14 protein-coding genes are annotated in these 18,585 nt (G+C 71.3%); 8 read left to right on the top strand and 6 right to left on the bottom strand.

What is annotated here, in order from left to right; genetic code table 11:
- Window positions 1-81 precede the first annotated feature (81 nt).
- The 3 genes from NZH93_RS27075 to NZH93_RS27065 all read right to left on the bottom strand — a co-directional run bounded on the left by NZH93_RS27075 (window position 82) and on the right by NZH93_RS27065 (window position 2,895).
- Window positions 82-426, bottom strand: a complete 345-nt coding sequence (locus tag NZH93_RS27075; RefSeq protein ID WP_106194336.1) for an RNA polymerase-binding protein RbpA — start codon at window positions 424-426, stop codon at window positions 82-84.
- Window positions 427-666: 240 nt separating this feature from the next.
- Window positions 667-1,419, bottom strand: a complete 753-nt coding sequence (locus tag NZH93_RS27070; RefSeq protein WP_259626029.1) for a thymidine kinase — start codon at window positions 1,417-1,419, stop codon at window positions 667-669.
- Window positions 1,420-1,425: 6 nt separating this feature from the next.
- Window positions 1,426-2,895, bottom strand: coding sequence for a serine/threonine-protein kinase (locus tag NZH93_RS27065; RefSeq protein ID WP_259626028.1), 1,470 nt, complete (start codon window positions 2,893-2,895; stop codon window positions 1,426-1,428).
- Between the two features lie 848 nt (window positions 2,896-3,743).
- Between NZH93_RS27065 and proA the strand changes: the two genes are divergently transcribed.
- Window positions 3,744-9,446, top strand: a complete 5,703-nt coding sequence (proA, locus tag NZH93_RS27060; protein ID WP_276024221.1) for an anti-phage protein ProA — start codon at window positions 3,744-3,746, stop codon at window positions 9,444-9,446.
- A 115-nt stretch (window positions 9,447-9,561) separates the two neighbouring features.
- Here proA and NZH93_RS27050 read toward each other — a convergent pair whose 3' ends face one another.
- The 3 genes from NZH93_RS27050 to NZH93_RS27040 are packed head-to-tail and all read right to left on the bottom strand — an operon-like array spanning window position 9,562 to window position 12,850.
- A complete protein-coding gene (locus tag NZH93_RS27050; RefSeq protein ID WP_259626027.1) occupies window positions 9,562-10,035 on the bottom strand; it encodes a YdeI/OmpD-associated family protein in 474 nt (157 codons plus the stop codon).
- On the bottom strand, window positions 10,032-10,934 hold the full coding sequence (locus NZH93_RS27045) for a S66 peptidase family protein (RefSeq protein ID WP_259626026.1): 903 nt from the start codon (window positions 10,932-10,934) through the stop codon (window positions 10,032-10,034). The genes NZH93_RS27050 and NZH93_RS27045 overlap by 4 nt, the downstream gene beginning before the upstream one ends.
- Window positions 10,931-12,850: a dipeptidyl-peptidase 5 gene (locus NZH93_RS27040; RefSeq protein ID WP_259626025.1), complete on the bottom strand. Its 1,920-nt coding sequence runs from the start codon at window positions 12,848-12,850 to the stop codon at window positions 10,931-10,933. Before NZH93_RS27040 ends, NZH93_RS27045 begins: the two co-directional genes overlap by 4 nt.
- A 97-nt stretch (window positions 12,851-12,947) precedes the next feature.
- Here NZH93_RS27040 and NZH93_RS27035 point away from each other — a divergent pair, with 97 nt between their 5' ends.
- From NZH93_RS27035 to NZH93_RS27005, 7 genes are all read left to right on the top strand, one after another.
- Window positions 12,948-13,514: a DUF3090 domain-containing protein gene (locus NZH93_RS27035; protein WP_259626024.1), complete on the top strand. Its 567-nt coding sequence runs from the start codon at window positions 12,948-12,950 to the stop codon at window positions 13,512-13,514.
- A gap of 8 nt (window positions 13,515-13,522) precedes the next feature.
- The gene (locus NZH93_RS27030) at window positions 13,523-14,314 is read left to right on the top strand and encodes an SCO1664 family protein (protein WP_372506853.1); all 792 of its coding nucleotides are present in this window, start codon (window positions 13,523-13,525) and stop codon (window positions 14,312-14,314) included.
- A gap of 286 nt (window positions 14,315-14,600) precedes the next feature.
- Window positions 14,601-15,077, top strand: coding sequence for a GNAT family N-acetyltransferase (locus NZH93_RS27025; RefSeq protein ID WP_259626022.1), 477 nt, complete (start codon window positions 14,601-14,603; stop codon window positions 15,075-15,077).
- A 90-nt stretch (window positions 15,078-15,167) separates the two neighbouring features.
- Entirely contained in the window at window positions 15,168-15,995 is an 828-nt protein-coding gene (locus NZH93_RS27020; RefSeq protein ID WP_308214242.1) for an aminoglycoside phosphotransferase family protein, read from the top strand.
- Window positions 15,996-16,006: 11 nt separating this feature from the next.
- The gene (locus NZH93_RS27015) at window positions 16,007-16,819 is read left to right on the top strand and encodes a DUF3097 domain-containing protein (protein ID WP_259626021.1); all 813 of its coding nucleotides are present in this window, start codon (window positions 16,007-16,009) and stop codon (window positions 16,817-16,819) included.
- A 101-nt stretch (window positions 16,820-16,920) separates the two neighbouring features.
- Window positions 16,921-17,346 (top strand): NfeD family protein, encoded by a 426-nt coding sequence (locus NZH93_RS27010; RefSeq protein ID WP_259626020.1) that lies wholly within the window; start codon window positions 16,921-16,923, stop codon window positions 17,344-17,346.
- 15 nt (window positions 17,347-17,361) lie between these two features.
- Entirely contained in the window at window positions 17,362-18,570 is a 1,209-nt protein-coding gene (locus tag NZH93_RS27005; protein WP_259626019.1) for an SPFH domain-containing protein, read from the top strand.
- Window positions 18,571-18,585 lie beyond the last annotated feature (15 nt).

Raw genomic sequence — 18,585 nt, 5'->3', positions numbered from 1 at the left:
CACGGACGTTCTAGAACGCCGACAAGGGGCCGCCCACCGGAATTCCGGTGGGCGGCCCCTTGTGGTCTCGGCACGCCTGGGTCAGGCGGTGCGGGTACGCCGTCCGCGCAGCTCTTCGAGGCGCTCGTCGAGCAGCTCCTCGAGCTCGGGGATCGTCCGACGCTCCAGGAGCATGTCCCAGTGCGTGCGCGGGGGCTTGATCTTCTTGGCTTCCGGCTCGACGCCGTCGATGATCTTCGACTCGGTGCCGTGGAGGCGGCATTCCCAGGTCGGAGGCAGCTCGGCGTCGTCGGAGAACGGAACCTCGAAGTCATGCCCCTTGGGGCAGGCGAACCGCGCGACACGGCGCGGGGCTAGGTCGTGGTTGCGGTCGGTCTCGTAGCTGACTGCTCCGAGCCGGCTGCCACGTAGAACGCGGTCGGCCATGGCGCTGTCCTTTCGCTCGGCCTCAGGGCCGGGGCCCAGGCTTCTTGCTCACCGAGTGCAACGTACGGATTGGTCCGTTCGTTCCCCGGTATACGGTCATGGTCGCCCACAGTGACGTCTTTCACCCGTCAACGAAGGCTTCCTACTAAGGGATGCAATCGCGCCAGGATCGTGACGCGTTATCAAGCTACCGTGCGAGTTCGTCACACGAATGGAGCAGTACCCCTCGTAAGTGTGCGCTTACGCCAGCCTAAGCTGACCACTTTGGGCTACGTTCGGCCCTAGGTCGCCCAGTCGGAAGTGACGCCTACAGAGCACTTGGTAGCGCACCGTAGTTTCAGTGTGTTCTGGGACACTGCCACGCTCCGTGTCAGGTCGCTTCTGCTCCGTGTCCGCCACCATCACGGTGTCCCCGGCGCGAATCACCCGTCCGGCTCGCACCCGAGCGTTGAACCGCCCTGGTAGGCCGCACCAGCAGAGCACTTCCACCTGGATCGCGTGCAGGTCGTCGGCCAGTTCGAAGAGCCGCCGCGAGCCGGGGAACATCTCGCCGCGGAAGTCCGTGGCCAGCCCGAAGCAGTAGATGTCGACCTGGACGTCGTCCGCCAGTTCCGCTAATTGTTCCACCTGAACGGGTGATAGGAACTGTGCTTCATCGACGATCAGGTAATCGACCCGCTGCCCGAGCGCCCACTGCGCGCGCACCAGCAGCCTGAGGTCGCCGTCCGAGACCTCGACGGCCTCGTGGGCGATCCCGATGCGGCTGGAGATCTGCGGCTTGCCCGAGCGGTCGTGGCGCACGAGCAACAACCCCCGACGACCCTGCCGGGAGTTGTTGTGGTCGATCTGCAACGCCAGCGTCGACTTCCCGCAGTCCATCGGCCCGAAGTAGAACTTCAGGTGACCGACCACGGGCGCGGACCGGCGCGAACCGGCTACCGGGACCGCGGACAGGGCATCGGTGGGGTCTTGGGATGACGGGGGCGCTTCCACGGCGGGTCACCCTAGTGGTTCGACCTCCGACGGTCCGTTCGGCGGGGGAGTGGAGGACTCGGCCTCGGTCGTTTCCGGTGCGCTCGACGGCGCCTCGGTCGTCGTGGGCGCCGGGGGAGTGGTGGTCTCCGGCTGGGCTTCCGTGCTGGTCACGACCGGTGCAGTGGTGTCGGGCACGTCCGCCGGGCTGCTCAGGGCCTCAGGTGCTCGTGCAGGTGCCTGTGCAGGTGCTTGTGCCACCGGCTTGGCGGTGGGCCCTCCGGACGGCTGCACGGCCGCCTCCGGGGCCACCGCAGGCGCCTGGGAGGTGGGTGTGGTGGGGGAGCCCGCCGGGTGCTGCTGCTGGACGGCCTGGCCGCCGAACCACACCAGCCCCGCCGCGATCCCCGCGGTCAGGCCGAGCAGCACGAGCGGCGTCCGGTGCAGCAGCGGCGGACGGCCCACCGGGATGGCGGTGGTCGGGTTGTCGCGCGGGGCGGGGACCGGCAGCACGCCCTGCGCGGAGCTCTCGGTGTCCGGCTCCGGGGTGGTGGCCGCGCTGTGCCGGGGCGTCGACGTCGAAGCCTTGCCCATGCCCACCGCCCGGTGGCGGGGGAGCGACAGCTCTGGCACCCGTCGGGGGATCGGGATCGAGGCCGACCGGTCACCCAGCGCCACCACCGGTGGCCTGACCAGGGTGGACTCGCCCGCGGTGTCCGACACCTGGCGCAGCAGCCGCGCCACCTCGGCGGCCTCGGGGCGGTCGGCGGGATCACGTTCGAGGAGCCCGTCGATCACCGAGCGCAACCCGCCCGCGTGGGCCGGGGGCTCCGGCTGTTCGGAGACGATCGCGGTGACGGTCGACAGCGGGTCGCCGCGATCGAGCGGCGGCCTGCCCTCGACGGCGGCGTAGAGCGTGGCGCCGAGCGACCACAGGTCGGAGGCGGGGCCCATCGGCAGACCGCGAGCCCGTTCCGGCGCGATGTAGGAGGGCGCCCCGAACAGGGTGCCGATCATCCGCGAGCCGGTGTCGGCGGCGATCCCGAAGTCGGTCAGGTACGCGTCGTCGCGGTCGTCGAGGAGGACGTTGCCGGGCTTCACGTCGCAGTGGACCACGCCCTGGGCGTGCACCGCGTCCAGGCCCGCGAGGAGTTGCCGCCCCATCGCCGCGGCCTGGCTGGGACGCATCGGACCGTCGTCGACCAGCACCGCCGCCAGCGACCGCGACCGCACGAGCCGCATCACGAGCCACGGCTTGTCGCCCTCGTAGACCAGGTCGTACACGGTCACCACGTTCGGGTGACACACCTTCGCCCCGACCTGCGCCTCGCGCCGCATCCGGTCCTCGTGGTCCGGGTGGACCTCCTTGATGGCCACCTGTCTGCGCAGGAGGCGGTCCTCGGCCGCCCACACGACACCCATACCGCCCGACCCGATTCGGTCGAGCAGCCTGTACCTGCCTGCGAGCAGATCCGCCTGATCAAGGATCACGATCATCAGGTCCCCCGGATGGGGTAGAGGTAAACCTGTTGCGCTCTATAGCTTCAGTGTTGACTGAAGTGGGGTCGCCTGGGTGGTGGCGTCGGGCGCGGTCAAACCACGCTTTTGAGGGCAATGAGGAGGGAGGGGTCGGGGAGAAGGGCGGGGAGCGGTCGTCGGTGGGACGGGTCGAGGGGAGGGTTCGGCGGGAGGGGTCGGCGGGGGTGTTGGTGGGAGGGATCGAGGGGAGGGGTCGTCGGGAGGTCGTCGAGGGGAGGGGTCGAGGGGGCGGTCGGCGGGAAGGCCTCGGCGGGAGGGGGCGAGGGGGCGAGGGGAGACGTCGGCGGGAGGGATCGAGGGGAGTGAGGGGAGTGAGGGGAGGTGTTGGCGGGAGGTGTCGGTGGGAGGGGCAGGGGGAGCGGCGTGCGGTGGGTTCGACTCGCTGGGAAGTGTTCGAGCGCGCGGTTGGTCGAGCCTTGCGGGGGGAGGGGTCGTCAGCGGTCGAGATGTCCTGCGCCGCGATCCCTTTCGCTGCCACCGGTGCGATATCCGCCGCTGGAGCGGTATCCCCGGAGGAAGTGGCGTTGGTGCCTTCGCCAAGTCGGAGTCCGGTTTCGTCATGGTTCCAGCAATCTCTATAGCTTCAGTGTTGCCTAAATTAAACCATCCAGGAGTGGTCGCGACCAAAGACCACAAACCCGCTGGAGACGAACCGGCGCTCCGTCCTCACCGAACACCCACGACGACGGTGTAACGCTGACGCCGTTCCGGTCGAATCCGAGTCGATCGGCTCGTCAGGCCGCGTGGTCGGTCGGCGCACCGAGTCGAGCAGGGAGCCGCGCGTGCAGTCCGAGGACGATCCGCCCATGTCCGTGACCCTCGGAGCGGCGTCGGTGGTCAGCTACGCGATGGCGCACAACGGGATCTCGGTGATCGGCGCCGTCACCGTCGACGGCGTGCCGCGGGACGTCCAGGGTGCGGTGCTGCGGTTCGACATCGGGGACGCGACCGGGCCGTTGTCGGAGGTGCACAGCCGGACGGTGGACCTGGCCGGTGGGCGGCCGACGGTGGTGACCGACCTGCGGTTGGTGCTGGACCCGGCGGCGATGCTGCTGGTCGGGGAGCAGCGGCCGGGCACGATCCGGGTCTGGGTCGAGGTCGGTGGGGTGCGGCGGGCGGAGGCGTCCGCGCGGGTGCGGGTGCTGGCGGCGCACCAGTGGCTGGCGCGCCCGCTCTCGCTGGGCCTGGAGATGCTGGCGGCGCACGTGATGCCGAACCACCCGGCGGTGGTGGACCTGATGGGGCACGTCGCGGACCGGCTGCTCGCGAGCACGGGCAGCCCGGCGCTCCAGGGCTACCAGGCGGGGCCGGAACGGGTCGACGAGATCGTGCGGGCGGTCTACGACGTGCTGAGGGCCCGCGGGATCCGGTCCGCCGAGCCGCCCGCGAGCTGGGCCGACGTCGGGCAGGAGGTGCGGACGCCGGGGGAGGTGCTGCTGGACCGGGTCGCCACCCCGCTCGACCTGGTGGTGGTGATGGCGGCGGTGCTGGAGCAGGCGGGCGTCAACTCGCTGCTCTGGCTGGTGGAGGGGCACGCGTTCCTCGGCTACTGGCGGGAGGAGTCGTCGCTCGACGGCACCGCGCAGACCGACGTGGCGGACGTGGTCAACCGGATCGACCTCGACCGGATCAGGCTGGTGGAGACGACGTTCGCGGTGGTGGCCCGGCCGTTCGAGGAGACCCACCGGCCGCCGTACGACGAGTACCTGACCGGCGGTCTGGAGCGGGTGCTCGGGGTGGTCGACGTGCGCCAGGCGCGGCGCGACCGGATCGTGCCGCTGCCCGCGCGCACCAGGGACATCGGCGGGAACGTCGTGGTCAGCGTGTACACGCCCGCCGCGCGGTTCTGGCCGGAGGTGGCGAGCGTCGCCCGGCCGAGCACGGGCCCGCGGCACGCGGTGGCGGCGCCGCCGAGGGTGACGCGGTGGAAGAACGCGCTGCTGGACCTGAGCCTGCGCAACCGGCTGGTGAACTTCACCGCGCGGTCGGGGCTGTCGCTGGCGGTGCCGGGGGAGCGGCTCGGGACGCTGGAGGACCTGCTGCACCAGGGTGCGGCGGTGGTGCTGCGCGCGGCGGACGACCTGGCGGCGGTGGACCGGGAACGGGGTGTGCGGACGGGTCGGGAGCTGCCGCCGGAGCAGCTCGCGGAGCTGCTGGTGTCGCGGCGGTCGGTGTACGCGGAGGTGACGGAGGCGGCCTACTGGTCGCGGTTGCGGGGCCTGGCGCACAAGGCGCGGACGATCGTGGAGGAGACCGGGGCGAACAACCTGTACCTGGCGCTGGGGTCGCTGGTGTGGGAGCTGGACGGCAGGCCGCTGCGGTCGCCGCTGGTGCTGGTGCCCGTGGTGCTCACGCCGTCCGGTCGTGGCGGTCGGTACCGGCTGTCGCTGGACGAGGCTGGGGCGTCGACGCCGAACTACTGCCTGGTGGAGAAGCTGCGGCAGGTGCACGGGCTGGAGGTGCCCGGCCTGGCGGAGCCCGCGGCGGACGACGCGGGGATCGACCTGGACGCGGCGTTCGAGGCGACCCGGTCGGCCATCGCGGAGCGCGGCCTGCCGTACCGGGTGGAGCCAACGGCGGACCTGGCGGTGTTGCAGTTCGCGAAGTTCCGGCTGTGGAAGGACCTGGACGAGAACTGGGCGACGTTCGCGGAGAACCCGCTGGTGGCGCACCTGGTGCACCGGCCGGCAGAGGTGTTCGAGGACCCGGTGACGACGTCGGCGGTGCACGACCTGGAGGAGTTGGCCGAGCGGTGCCCGGTGCCCGCGGACGCCTCGCAGCTCAGGGCGGTCGCGGAGGCCGTGGCGGGGCGGACGTTCGTGCTGGAGGGGCCGCCGGGCACGGGGAAGTCGCAGACGATCACGAACCTGCTGGTGCGGGCGGTGGCCGAGGGGAAACGGGTGCTGTTCGTCGCCGAGAAGCGGGCGGCGCTGGACGTGGTGCGGCGGCGGTTGGACGAGGTCGGCATGGGGCCGTTGACGTTGGACCTGCACGACAGGGCCAGTTCGCCGGTGGCGGTGCGGGCGCAGGTGGCGCGGGCGCTGGAGCACGTGGTCGTGCCGGACCAGCAGGGGCTGTCGGCGCGGTTGGACGAGCTGAGGTCCGCGCGGCGGGCGCTGACCAGGTACGCCTACCAGTTGCACGACCGGAACCCGGTCGGGTTGTCGCTGTACTCGGCGCGGGACGCGGCCCTGGCGGTCGGTGCGGACGTGCCCGCGATGCCCGTGTCGACCGCGTTCCTGAGCACGGCGTCGCCGGACGCCGTGCGGCGGCTGCGGAAGCTGTTCGGCGAGCTGCCGGACGTGGCGTACCCGGCGCGGCCCGGTCCGGACCACCCGTGGGCGTTCGTGGACGACCGGTCGGTGGTCGTGCCGGACGTGCTGGTGGCGGCCAGTCGGCTGGACATGGCGCTGCGGGCGTTGCCGCGCCTGGCGGTGTTGGCGGCGGTGCGGGAGTCGGAGGACCTGCGGGTGCTGGCGGCGCTGGTCGGGGAGCGGGTGCCGCTCGCGGTGCTGGACGAGACGCGGACCGAGCGGTGGGCCGCGGCGGTGGACGGGGTGCGGCGGCGGGTGGCGGAGTTCGCGGTGCTGGACCACCCCGGTCTGGACGTGGTCACGCCCGCGGCGCTGGACCTGCCGGTGGGTGAGCTGCACGCGGCGGCCCGTGCGGCGGCGGGGTCGGGGTTCTGGGGGCGGCGCGGGCGGTTGGCGGCCGTGGGCGAGCGGCTGGCGGGGGTGCTGCGGCCCGGTGCGCGGGTGAAGCCGAAGCAGGTGGTCGAGCTGACCGGTGAGCTGGTGGCGCTGCGCGACGGCGTCGACCGGCTGGCGGCGGCCGTCCGGCAGGTGCCCGGTCTGGTGCTGCCGCCGGGGTGGAGCCCGTTCGCGCCCGCCGGCCGGGAGGTGGTGGTGCGCCGGGTGGAGTGGCTGCGGTGGGCCGGTTCCGTGGTCGACCCGGCCGAGCGGGCGCGGGCGCGGTTCGCGGGGCCGCTGAGGGCCTTCCTGGAGTCGTCCGCCGTGCTGGACCCGGTGCCGGTCGCCGCGGCGGCGGCGAGGGTCGCGGAGTTCGCCAAGGCCTGCGGCGTGGGGGCCGAGCCGATCGCGGCCTGGGCCGGGGAGGCGGGTCTGGTCGCCACGTGGGCGGCGAGCGCGGGGGAGCGGCAGATCGGTGACGACGGGTCGCTGCGGCGGTGGGTGGCGCTGCTCGCCCACGTGGAGCCGCTGCGCGACGAGCACCTGGACGACGCCAGGGCGTTGCTGCTGCGGGGCGGGCTGAGCCCGGACGACGCGTCGCGCGCGTTCGAGCTGGGGCTGGCGGAGGCGTCGGTGGGGGAGCGGAGGCGCGCGACGGGGCTGGCGTCGTTCGACCAGGCCGCGCAGGACCGGGCGATCAGCCGGTTCGTCGGGGTGTCGGGGATGGTGCGGGAGCACCTGAGGACGGCGGTTCCGGCCCAGGTGGTGCGGTCGCGGTCGTTCGACCCGGACGCGACCGGTGGTCGGGTCGGCCTGCTGCGGCGGCAGCTCGGCAGGCAGCGCGGCGGGCTGCGGGTGCGGGAGCTGATGACGGAGTTCGGTGACCTGGTCACGGGTGCCCTGCCGTGCGTGCTGGTCAGCCCGGACTCGGTGGCGCGGTTCTTCCCGGCCACGGCCGGGTTGTTCGACATCGTGGTGTTCGACGAGGCGTCGCAGGTCCGGGTGGCCGACGCGGTCGGGGCGATGGGGCGGGCGCGGTCGGTCGTGGTGGTTGGGGACAGCAAGCAGATGCCGCCCACGTCGTTCGCGGAGAGCGCGTTCGGCACGGCCGAGCCCGACGAGCTCGGGGACGTGGTCGAGGACGAGGAGTCGATCCTGGGCGAGTGCGTGCAGGCGCGGGTGGAGCGGCAGCGGCTGACGTGGCACTACCGCAGCCAGGACGAGTCGCTGATCGCGTTCAGCAACCACCACTACTACGACGGCGCGCTGGCGTCGTTCCCCGCGCCCGCCGCGTCGGGTCCGGACCGCGGTGTGTCGCTGGTGCGGGTGGACGGGACGTTCCACCGGTCCGGTGCCGCTGGTCTGCTGCGCACCAACCCGGTCGAGGCGCGGGCCGTGGTGGACGAGGTCCGCCGCCGGTTCGCCGCCTCCCCCGACGTCGTGCCGTCGTTGGGGATCGTCACGTTCAACCAGCAGCAGCGCGCCTGTGTGGAAGGGCTGCTGCGCGACGCCGACGACCCGCGGATCGTGGAGGCGCTGGACGACGACGCCGAGGGCCTGTTCGTGAAGAACCTGGAGAACGTCCAGGGCGACGAGCGCGACGTGATCCTGTTCTCGACGGCGTTCAGCGTCACCGAGCGCGGTGTGCTGCCGCTGAACTTCGGGCCGCTCAACCGCACCGGCGGTGAGCGCAGGCTCAACGTGGCCGTGACGCGCGCTCGACGTCAGGTGGTCGTGTTCTCCAGCTTCGACCCGGAGCAGTTGAGGGCGGAGGAGACGTCGTCGGTCGGGGTCCGGCACCTGCGGACCTACCTGGACATGGCCGGGGGCGGGGCGTTGCCGTCGGGGTCGCGGTGGCGGGCCGTGGTGGACCGGCACCGCGACTCGGTCGCCGACGCGCTGCGGGCGGCCGGGCTGGCCGTGACCATGGACGTGGGGATGTCGGAGTTCAAGGTGGACGTGGTGCTGGCCGATCCGGCGCGGCCCGACGTGCCGGTCGCGGCGGTGCTGCTGGACGGGCCGGGGTGGGCGTCTCGGCTCACCGTGCGCGACCGCGACGGGCTGCCCGTGGAGGTGTTGGAGGGGTTGCTCGGCTGGCCCGCGGTGTGCCGGGTGTGGCTGCCGGACTGGCTGGCCGACCCGGCGGGCGTGGTCGAGCGGCTGGCGGCCGTCGTGCGGGCGGGTGGCGCGGTGCGGCCGGAGCCGGTGCGCGAACCGCCGGTCCCGGCGACCGTCCCGGCGACCGTCCCGGTGTCCGTCGGTGTCGGTGTCACGGGCCCGGTCGTGGTGCCCGCGTACGCGCCGTGGCCCGTCCGGTCGGTGGGGGCGGTCGAGGTGCTGGACGGGCTGCCCGGCACGGGGGAGCGGGTGGCGTCCGTGGTGGCGGAGGTGGTCGCCGCGGAGGGGCCGGTGCACGTGGACCGGCTGGTCAGGCTGGTCGCGGGGGCGTTCGGGCTGAGCCGGGTCGTGGAGGCCCGCAGGACGGCCATCCTGGCCCAGGTGCGGCTGCTGGTGGAGGACGACGTCGTGTGGCCGGTGGGGGTGAGGCCGGGGGAGTGGAGCGGCTACCGGCGCACCCCGGAGGGGGTGGAGCGGTCGTTCGAGCACGTGCCGGTGCGGGAAGTGGTCAACGCGCTGGTCGCGGTCGCCAGGGGAGCGGCGGGGATGCCGGTGGGGGAGCTGCGGCGCGAGGTGCTGGCCGTTTTCGGTGGTAAGCGGGTCACGGCGAGTGCCGCGGAGCGGTTGGACGCCGCACTGGCGGTGGGGGTGCGCGCGGGACGTCTGCGAGTGGATCCGGACGGTCGCGTGGTTGTGCAGTAATCTCAATAGCTTCAGTGTTGACTGAAACTAATCCCACCAATCATCGTTACGCACCAGCGGACAAGGGAAAACCGGCCTGCGGACTGCCCTAGCGCGAGCGGTTCAGGGTCTCGGGCTAGTCGGGCGCCGGGCGCTGCTTGACGCCTGCCGCGAGCAGTGCGGTGACCTCGGCGATGCGGGTAGCGCGGAGGTCGGGCCTGCGGGTGGTCGCGTCGATCCAGCGGAGGTAGGCCTTGCGGTAGAACTGGGCCAGCGTGTCGTAGAACGCGGCCGCGGCGGGGTTGGCGGCGAGCGCCTCGGCCAGGTCGTCGGCGAGATCGGCGCGTTGCGGGCCTTCCGGGGCGAGTTCGACGGTGACGGTGTCGCCGGTCGTGACGCCGGTGTCGCGGAGCCACAGCGGTGTCACGGTCAGGACCCATCCGTCGTCGGTGGGTGTCAGGCGTCCGCGGACGTGCTTGCCGTCGATGGTGCCGCCGACGGGGTGGTTGGCCTTGGGGCCCCACACCTGGTCGGGGTCGAACGGCGCGGTGATGGTCGCGCGGTTCCGGGGGTCGGTGGTGATGGTGGCGCGGAACCGCTGCGGTGTCATGGGGACGACTGTGGCACGGCTGGTGCGGGGGTTTCCAGGACGGTGAGGGTGCCCCGGTCGGCGTCGAGTTCGACTTCGACGCCGAGTGGGATGGTGAGTTGGCCGGGGCAGTGGCCGAAGCCGAGGTCGGCGAGGACGGGGATGCCGAGTGGGGTGAGGCGGTCGTGGAGGACGTGTTCGGTGGGGCCGCAGTGGTGCCAGGAGCCGAGTGCGATGCCGGTGGTGGTGTCGAACCAGCCGGTGCGGAGGAGTGCGGTGAGCATGCGGTCGAGGCGGTAGGTGTCCTCGTCGATGTCTTCGAGCAGGACGATGCCGCCGCGTGGTGTGGTGGGGTCGATGAGGGTGAGGGTGCCGCCGGTGGTGGTGCCGCGTGCGGTGCCGGGGGTGAGGGTGGTGGTGTGGGGTCCGGTGAGGACGGTGGGTGGGTCGAAGAGGCTGCGGCGGAGGTTTTCCTGGGTTTGGGTGTCGTGGACGAAGGCGGTGGTGGCGATCATGGGGGCGAAGTGGGTGGGGATGCCTTGGGTGGTGAGGGCGGAGTGGAGTGCGGTGGTGTCGCTGGATCCGGTGAAGTGCTTGGTCTGGTGGAGTGAGGTCCAGTCGACGTGGTCGAGGAGGCGTTGGCTGCCGTAGCCGCCGCGGGCGGTGATGACGGCTTTGACGTCGGGGTCGTGCCAGGCGTCGGTGAGGTCTTGGGCGCGGTGGGTGTCGTGTCCGGCGAGGTAGGGGAGGGTGGGGTGGACGTCGTGGACGTGGGGTGCGGTGTGGACGTCGAGTCCCCAGGTGCGGAGGATCGCGGTTCCGGCGGTGAGGAGTCCTGGGTGGACGGGGGCTGCTGGGGCGATGACGGTGACCCGGTCGCCTGGTTGGAGTGGTGGTGGGCGGTGTCGGGGGTGGGTCACGTGCGGAGGTCCAGGACGGGGGTGTCGGGGGGTGTGAAGCCGAAGACCTGGCCGTAGAAGGAGAGTTCGGCTTCGGTGGCGGCGGTGATGGTCTCGGCTTTGCGGAAGCCGTGTTGTTCGCCTTCGAAGGTGAGGTAGGCGTGGGGGATGCCGGTGCCGTCGAGTGCGGCGGTGAAGCGGTCGGCTTGTGCGGGTGGGCAGATCTCGTCTTCGAGGCCTTGGAGGAGGAGGACGGGTCCGGCGAGGCGGTCGACGTGGTTGGCGGGTGAGCGGTCGGTGTAGCGCTGGGTGGCGTGGGGGAGTTGGCCGACGAGGCCTTCGACGTAGCGGGATTCGAAGTCGTGGGTTTCGCCGCCGTGGTCGGTCCAGCCTTGGAGGTCGAGGATGGGGAAGGCGATCATGGCGCACCGGTAGGTGGTCACGGTGGTCATGGAGGCGGCTGCGGTCCAGCCTCCGGCGCTGCCGCCGCGGATGGCGAGGCGCGTGGGGTCGGCGGTGCCTTCGTCGGCGAGTGCTCGGGCGACGGTGGCGCAGTCGTTGACGTCGACGACGCCCCATTGTTCGCGGAGGCGTTCGCGGAAGGCGCGGCCGTAGCCGGTGGATCCGCCGTAGTTGACGGAGACGACGCCGATGCCGCGGCTGGTGAGGTAGGCGAAGGCGAGGTCGAGGTCGGGGACGGCTCGGCTGGTGGGGCCGCCGTGGACGTGGATGACGTAGGGGGGTTTCTCGTCGTCGGGGATGGTGTGGTCGGGGTTGTGGGGTGGGTAGACGTAGGCGGGGATGTGGTGGCCGTCGGTGGTGGTGAAGTGGCGTTCGTGGGGGGTGGGGAGGTAGGCGGGGTCGATGGTGTGGTTGTTGGTCGTGAGGTGGGTGAGGGTGCCGTTGGAGAGGTCGAGGGAGACGAGGGTGGTTTCGTCGTGGGGGCCGGAGGCGCCGTTGTGGACGACGCCGTTGTGGACGTTGAGCTGGGAGGTCCAGACGGGGAGGTCGGTGTCGACGTCGGTGATGGTGCCGGTGCGTTCGTCGAGGATGGCGAGGTGGGTGCCGCGGAGGACGGCGTAGCGGCCGGGGTTGATGGTGGCGAAGTAGCGGTGGCCCAGGCGCCACATGGGGCCGCCGAGTTCGTCGGTGATGGGGGCGAGGTTCTTGCGGGTGCCGTCGATGCCGATGCGGTGGAGGTTCCACCAGCCGTCGGGGTCGGTGAGGGCGAGGAGGGAGTTGTCGGTGTCCCATTCGATTTGGCAGACGGCTTCGTGGGGGCCGCCCGCGAGTACGACGTGGTCGCTGGTGCCGGTGGGGGCGAGGCAGAGTTCGGTGCCGTCCCAGGGCATGGCGGGGTGGTTCCAGCCGATCCAGGCGTAGTGGCGGCCGTCGGGGCTGAGGCGGGGGCCGGTCATGAAGTGGTGGCTGGCGGTGAGGGTGCGGACGGGGGTGCCGTCGAGGGGGATGGCGACGAGGTCGCGGTGGACGTCGGTGGGGGTGTCGCCGGTGATGGTTTCGCGGACGGCCCAGACTTCGGTGTCGTCGGGTCCGGCGGTGAGGTCGGAGTAGCGGAGGCCGTGGTGGCGTTCGGGTTCGGGGGTGAGTGGTTGGGGGTCGGGGTTGTCGGGGTCGAAGAGGTAGACGCGTTGGTCGTCCCAGTGGGTGAAGGCGACGCGGTCGCCGTCGGGGGTGGTGAGGACGACGAAGGGGCGGCCGCCGTATTCGTGGACGCGGTTGCGGAGGTTCCAGGGTGCGGGGAGGAGGTCGACGCCGTCGCGGTGGAGGCCTGTTCGGCCGCCTTCGGTGGGGCGGTTGGTGGCCCACCAGACCTGGTCGCGGTGGGTGTCGACCCATTGGAGGCCGCCGCCTGCTCGTGCGACGTGGGCTGAGCTGATGGGGGACGTCCAGGTTCCGCACGCTGCGATCTTCGCCACGGCTGGGACCCTATACGCGGAAGGCCGTTCGCAGCGATAACGACATCGGCGGGTCAGGCGCGCCCGTGGTGTCGGTGTGGCTTAGGGTTGGGATGTCATGGCACGCGTCATTCACGTATTCCGTCAGCCCGACCGGTTCGTCGCCGGCACAGTCGGGCAGCCAGGCGACCGCATGTTCTACTTGCAGGCTTCCGAGGATGCCCGCATGGTGAGCGTCGCGCTGGAGAAGCAACAGGTCTCGGTCCTCGCCGAGCGCATCTCGTCGTTGTTGGAGGAGGTGCACCGCCGGTTCGGCGCGGACGTCCCCGAGGACACTCCGCCGGATCTTCGGGACACCGAACCGCTGACGGCGCCGGTGGAGGAGGAGTTCAAGGTCGGGACGATGGGGTTGGGCTGGGACGCGGAGTCCAGTGCGGTCGTCATCGAGTTGTTGGCGATCACCGAGGACGAGGTCGACGAGGCCGTGGTGCTGGATGACACGGAGGAGGGCCCGGACGCGGTTCGGGTGTTCTTGTCGCCGTCGGAGGCGCGGGCGTTCGCGGAGCGGGCTGATCGGGTGGTGAACGCGGGGCGGAAGCCTTGTCCGTTGTGTTCGGAGCCGTTGGACCCGGACGGGCACGTGTGTCCGCGGCAGAACGGCTACCGGCGTACCGAGGAGAGCTGAGCGCCGTCGTGTTGCCGGGTGACGACGGGGTGTTGGACCTGTTGGTCCGGGGTCGGATCGAGGTCGAGGGTCGGTTGGTGGACGCGTCGAACGCGACGTTGTTCTGCGGGATCTCGTTGGACGGTGTGTCGGCGAAGTGCGTGTACAAGCCGGTGCGGGGTGAGCGGCCGTTGTGGGATTTCCCGGATGGGACGCTCGCGGGTCGTGAGGTGTCGGCTTATCTGATCTCGGAGGCGTCGGGGTTGGGTGTGGTGCCGCCGACGGTGTTGCGGGCGGGTCCGTTCGGCAGTGGCATGGTGCAGTTGTGGGTGGAGACCGCGGAGCAGGACCTGGTGGACATCGTGGCGGAGGGGGATGTGCCGTCGGGGTGGCGGGCGGTGTTGCACGCTCATGATCGTTTCGGGGATCCGGCGGTGTTGGTGCACTCGGATCATGAGCGGGTGGCGTTGATGTCGGCGTTCGACGTGGTGGTGAACAACGCGGACCGCAAGGGTGGTCATGTGTTGCACGCGGTGGACGGGTCGGTGTTCGGGGTGGATCACGGGATCTGCTTGCACGTGGAGGACAAGTTGCGGACGGTCCTGTGGGGCTGGTCCGGGGAGCCGTTGCCGGGGGCGGCGGTGGAGGGGTTGCGGCGGTTGAGGTCGGCTCTGGACGGGTCGGTGGGTGAGGGTTTGCACGAGCACTTGACGCGTGGTGAGGTGCGGGCTCTGGTGGAGCGCACGGAGAAGTTGATCGTGGCGGGTGTGTACCCGGCGCCGTCGTCGGATTGGCCGTCGATTCCGTGGCCCGCGTTCTGAGCCTGTCCGGTCCGTGGTGGCCGGTTCGTCCGTTTTCGTGGTGGTCGGTGGTGGTGGGTGTCCGTCCACGCGCGACTGCCGCGTTCGATCGTTTGATCTTCGGCCGGCCGTGTGAGGTCTGGTCCACTTCCGCGGTGGTGTCGGCGCGACCTGTGGTTACGGCGTGTCGACCTGCGGAAACCGTCTTCCTGTCGGCTCGTGTGGCTGGAGTGGCTTACGTGGCGTTTACGTGGTCGTGTCGGATCACCGGTGGCTTTGACGCCCCTTTTCGCGGTCTACTTGCGCCGTGAACGACGTCGTCGAGCTGCGCGAGGTGACCGAGTCGGATGTACTCGCGTTCTTCGAGCACCAACGTGACCCCGAGTCGACCTGGATGGCCGCGTTCACCGCCGAGGACCCCACGGACAGGGTGGCGTTCCTGCTGAAGTGGACGCGGATCCTGACCGACGACACGAGTGTGGCGCGGACGGTGCTGTTCAACGGGTACGTGGTGGGGCACGTGCTGGCGTTCGTGGAGTTCGGGGCGCCGGAGGTGTCGTACTGGATCGACCCGCGCTACTGGGGGATGGGGTTGGCGTCGGCGGCGTTGCGGTTGTTCCTCGACGAGGTGTTGACGCGGCCGTTGTACGCGCGGGCGGTGAAGGACAACTTCGGGTCGTTGCGGGTGTTGGAGAAGTGCGGGTTCGTGGTGGTCGGTGAGGATCAGGGGTTCGCCGAGGGGCGTGGCGAAGAGGTCGAGGAGTACATCCTCCGGTTGGAGTGAGCCGGGTGCCATCCTGGGTGGGGTGGTGTCGGGATCGCTGGGGGGTTTGGGGTGGCGCGACGTGATCGGCCTCGGAGACCTGTCGGGGGCGTGGGTGGTCCCGCTGTCGTGGTGGCGGACGGCGGTGTTCGGGGTGAGGGTGGTCCGCTGAGCACGGACCGGTTGGTGTCGAGGTTCGGCGCGGGTGTCCTGGCGTGGGTGGACGAGCTGCCCGCGCGGGTGGAGCGGGTGTGCCGTCGGTGGGGGTTGACGGTGGTGCGGCCGTTGGGTGGGAACACCTCGCACACCCTGTACTGCCATCGGCGGGGTGGGGTGCCGGTGGTGTTGAAGCTGGTGCCTGAGCGGGAGTTGGTGGCCGAGGAGTTGGCGGCGTTGACGGCGTGGGCGGGGTCGCCGGTGGTGGTGCGGGTGGTGGAGGCGGACCTCGCGGAGGGGGCGCTGCTGCTGGAGGGGCTGGTGCCGGGGACGGCGGCGCGCGGGGTGAGCGGTGAGCGGGTGGTGGAGTTGTTGGCGGGGTTGCACCGGCCCGCGCCGGAGGGGTTCCGGCCGTTGGCGGAGCGGGTGGACCTGATGTTCGCGTTGTTGCGGCGGCGTCGTCCCGGCTACTACGACCGGGCGCACGCCGCGGCGTTGGCGTTGGCGGAGGACCCGGTGCCGTCGGTGTTGCTGCACGGTGATCTGCACGCGGAGAACGTGCTGGACGCGGGGCCGCGCGGGTTGGTGGTGATCGATCCGCGGTCGTGCGTCGGGGATGCGGCGTTCGACGCGGTGGACTTCGCGTTCGACGGGGGTGATCCGCGGGCGCGGGTGGGGGAGTTGGCGGGGGCGGTGGACCCGGAGCGGGTGTTGGCGTGGTGCCGGGTGCTGTCGGTGTTCTCCCCGGCGTGGCAACGCGTCATCCATCCGGGTGAGCGCTAGCGTCGTCGGCCGTGCGCTCCGAGGACTACGGCCGTGACGTGCTGGCCAACCGCAGGCGGAAGACCGTTCCCGAGCTGACCGCCGATCCGGGTCTGGTGGTGGAGGATCCCGTGACGGGGTTCTGCGGGGCGGTGGTGCGGTTCGAGTACGGGAACGTGGTGCTGGAGGACCGGCACGGGCGGGAGAAGCTGTTCGCGCTGCGCCCGGCGGGGTTCCTCGTCGACGGGAAGCCGGTGACGTTGACCAGGCCGCTGCCGCCCACGACGGCGAAGGCGCCGGTGCGGTCGGCGTCGGGGTCGGTGAGGGTCGAGGGGCTGCGGGCGCGGACCGCCCGTGACAGCCGGATCTGGGTCGAGGGTGTGCACGACGCGGAGCTGGTGGAGCGGGTGTGGGGGCACGACCTGCGGGTGGAGGGGGTGGTGGTGGAGCCGTTGGACGGCGTGGACGTGCTGTCGGAGCGGATCGCGGAGTTCGGGACCGCCCCGCACCGGCGGTTGGGGGTGCTGGTGGACCACCTGGTGCCCGGCAGCAAGGAGACCCGGCTGGTGTCGGCGGTGCGGGATCGGAACGTGCTGGTCACCGGGCATCCGTACGTGGACGTGTGGCAGGCGGTGAAGCCGTCGTCGGTGGGGATCGCGGCGTGGCCGGTGGTGCCGAGGGGGGTGCCGTGGAAGGAGGGGGTGTGCGCGGCGCTGGGGTGGGGCGAGTCCTACGAGGGGTGGGCGCGGGTGCTCGCCGGGGTGAAGGGGTTCCGGGACCTGGAGACGCCGCTGATCGGCGCGGTGGAGAGGCTGATCGACTTCGTGACCTCCGAGGAGGGGTGAGTCCGGTCGGTGGCACGACGGGGTGATCCGCGCTGCTGCGGGACGGTGAATCGCCGTCGACATCACCGTCACCATTCGCTCTTTGGTGTAAGCATGTGGCCATGGCCGCCCTCATCTGGCTGATCATCGGTGTTCTGCTGGTCGGCGCCGAAGTACTCTCGGGCGACTTCGTGCTGCTCATGCTGGGTCTCGCGGCCCTCGGCGGAGCGGGAGCGGCGGCGTTGGGCGCGGGTGCGGTGATCAGTGTCGTGGTGTTCGCCGTCGCGTCGATCGGTTTGATCGTCGGTGCCCGGCCGATGCTCAAGAGGCGGTTGGAGATCGGGCAGGGCCTCAAGAGCAACGTGGAGGCGTTGATCGGCATCCGGGCCGTCGTGGTGGACCGGGTCGACGGTCATGGTGGTCGGGTGAAGCTGCACGGGGAGATCTGGTCCGCGCGGTCGCTGGACCACCGCGTGCTGGAACCGGGCACGGAAGTCACGGTTTTCGAGATCTCGGGCGCGACCGCTGTGGTACTCGCCGAGTCCTGAGTGGAGGCTGGAGAGTTGACCACGCTAATCGTCATCGCCGTCGTCGTGCTGTTCGTGCTGATCGTCGCCGTGAAGTCCGTCCTGGTGATCCCCCAGGCGACCGCGGCGGTCATCGAGCGACTCGGCCGCTACCGCAACACCGCGGCGCCGGGCCTGAACATCCTGGTGCCGTTCATCGACCGGGTGCGCGCCCGGATCGACCTGCGCGAGCAGGTCGTGTCGTTCCCGCCGCAGCCGGTGATCACCCAGGACAACCTGACGGTGTCCATCGACACCGTCGTCTACTTCCAGGTGACCGAGCCGCGCGCCGCGGTCTACGAGATCTCCAACTACATCGTCGGTGTGGAGCAGTTGGCGACGACGACGCTGCGCAACGTGGTCGGTGGCATGAGCCTGGAGGAGACGCTCACGTCGCGTGACTCGATCAACAACCAGTTGCGGGGTGTGCTGGACGAGGCGACCGGTCGGTGGGGGATCCGGGTGGCGCGGGTGGAGTTGAAGGCGATCGACCCGCCGCCGTCCATCCAGGACTCGATGGAGAAGCAGATGCGCGCGGACCGGGAGAAGCGCGCCATGATCCTCACCGCCGAGGGGCAGCGGGAAGCGGCGATCAAGTCCGCGGAGGGGCAGAAGCAGGCGGCGATCCTGTCGGCGGAGGGTGGCAAGCAGGCGGCGATCCTCAACGCGGAGGCGGAGCGGCAGTCGGCGATCCTGCGGGCGCAGGGTGAGCGCGCGGCGCGGTACCTGCAGGCGCAGGGCCAGGCGAAGGCGATCGAGAAGGTGTTCGCCGCGATCAAGGCCGGGAAGCCGACGCCGGAGGTGTTGGCCTACCAGTACTTGCAGACGCTGCCGCAGATGGCGCAGGGCGACGCGAACAAGGTGTGGATGATCCCGTCGGACTTCGGCAAGGCGCTGGAGGGGTTCGCGCGGACGTTGGGCAAGCAGGGCGACGACGGGGTGTTCCGGTACGAGCCGCCCGCCGACGAGGCGCCGTCGGCGAAGCCGGAGGAAAACGACGAGTCGATCGCGGCGTGGTTCGACACGGCGCCGGACCCGCACGTGCTGGAGGCAGTGCGGGCGGCGGAGGCGGTGGCGCGTCAGGAGGTGCCGGGTCCGTTGAGCACGAGCCGGTCGGCGGCGGTGGCGGGGTCGGAGCCGCGGGCGGAGATCGGTGGCGAGCGGGCGCCGACGACGCCGCGGTCGTTGCAGCAGCCGCAGGAGTGAGCGGGCGCGCCGGTG

Source organism: Umezawaea endophytica (assembly GCF_025061645.1).
Taxonomy (GTDB): Bacteria; Actinomycetota; Actinomycetes; order Mycobacteriales; family Pseudonocardiaceae; genus Umezawaea; species Umezawaea endophytica.
The sequence above is the reverse complement of the archived record's forward strand: the minus strand, read 5'-3'. Positions and strand labels throughout refer to the sequence as shown.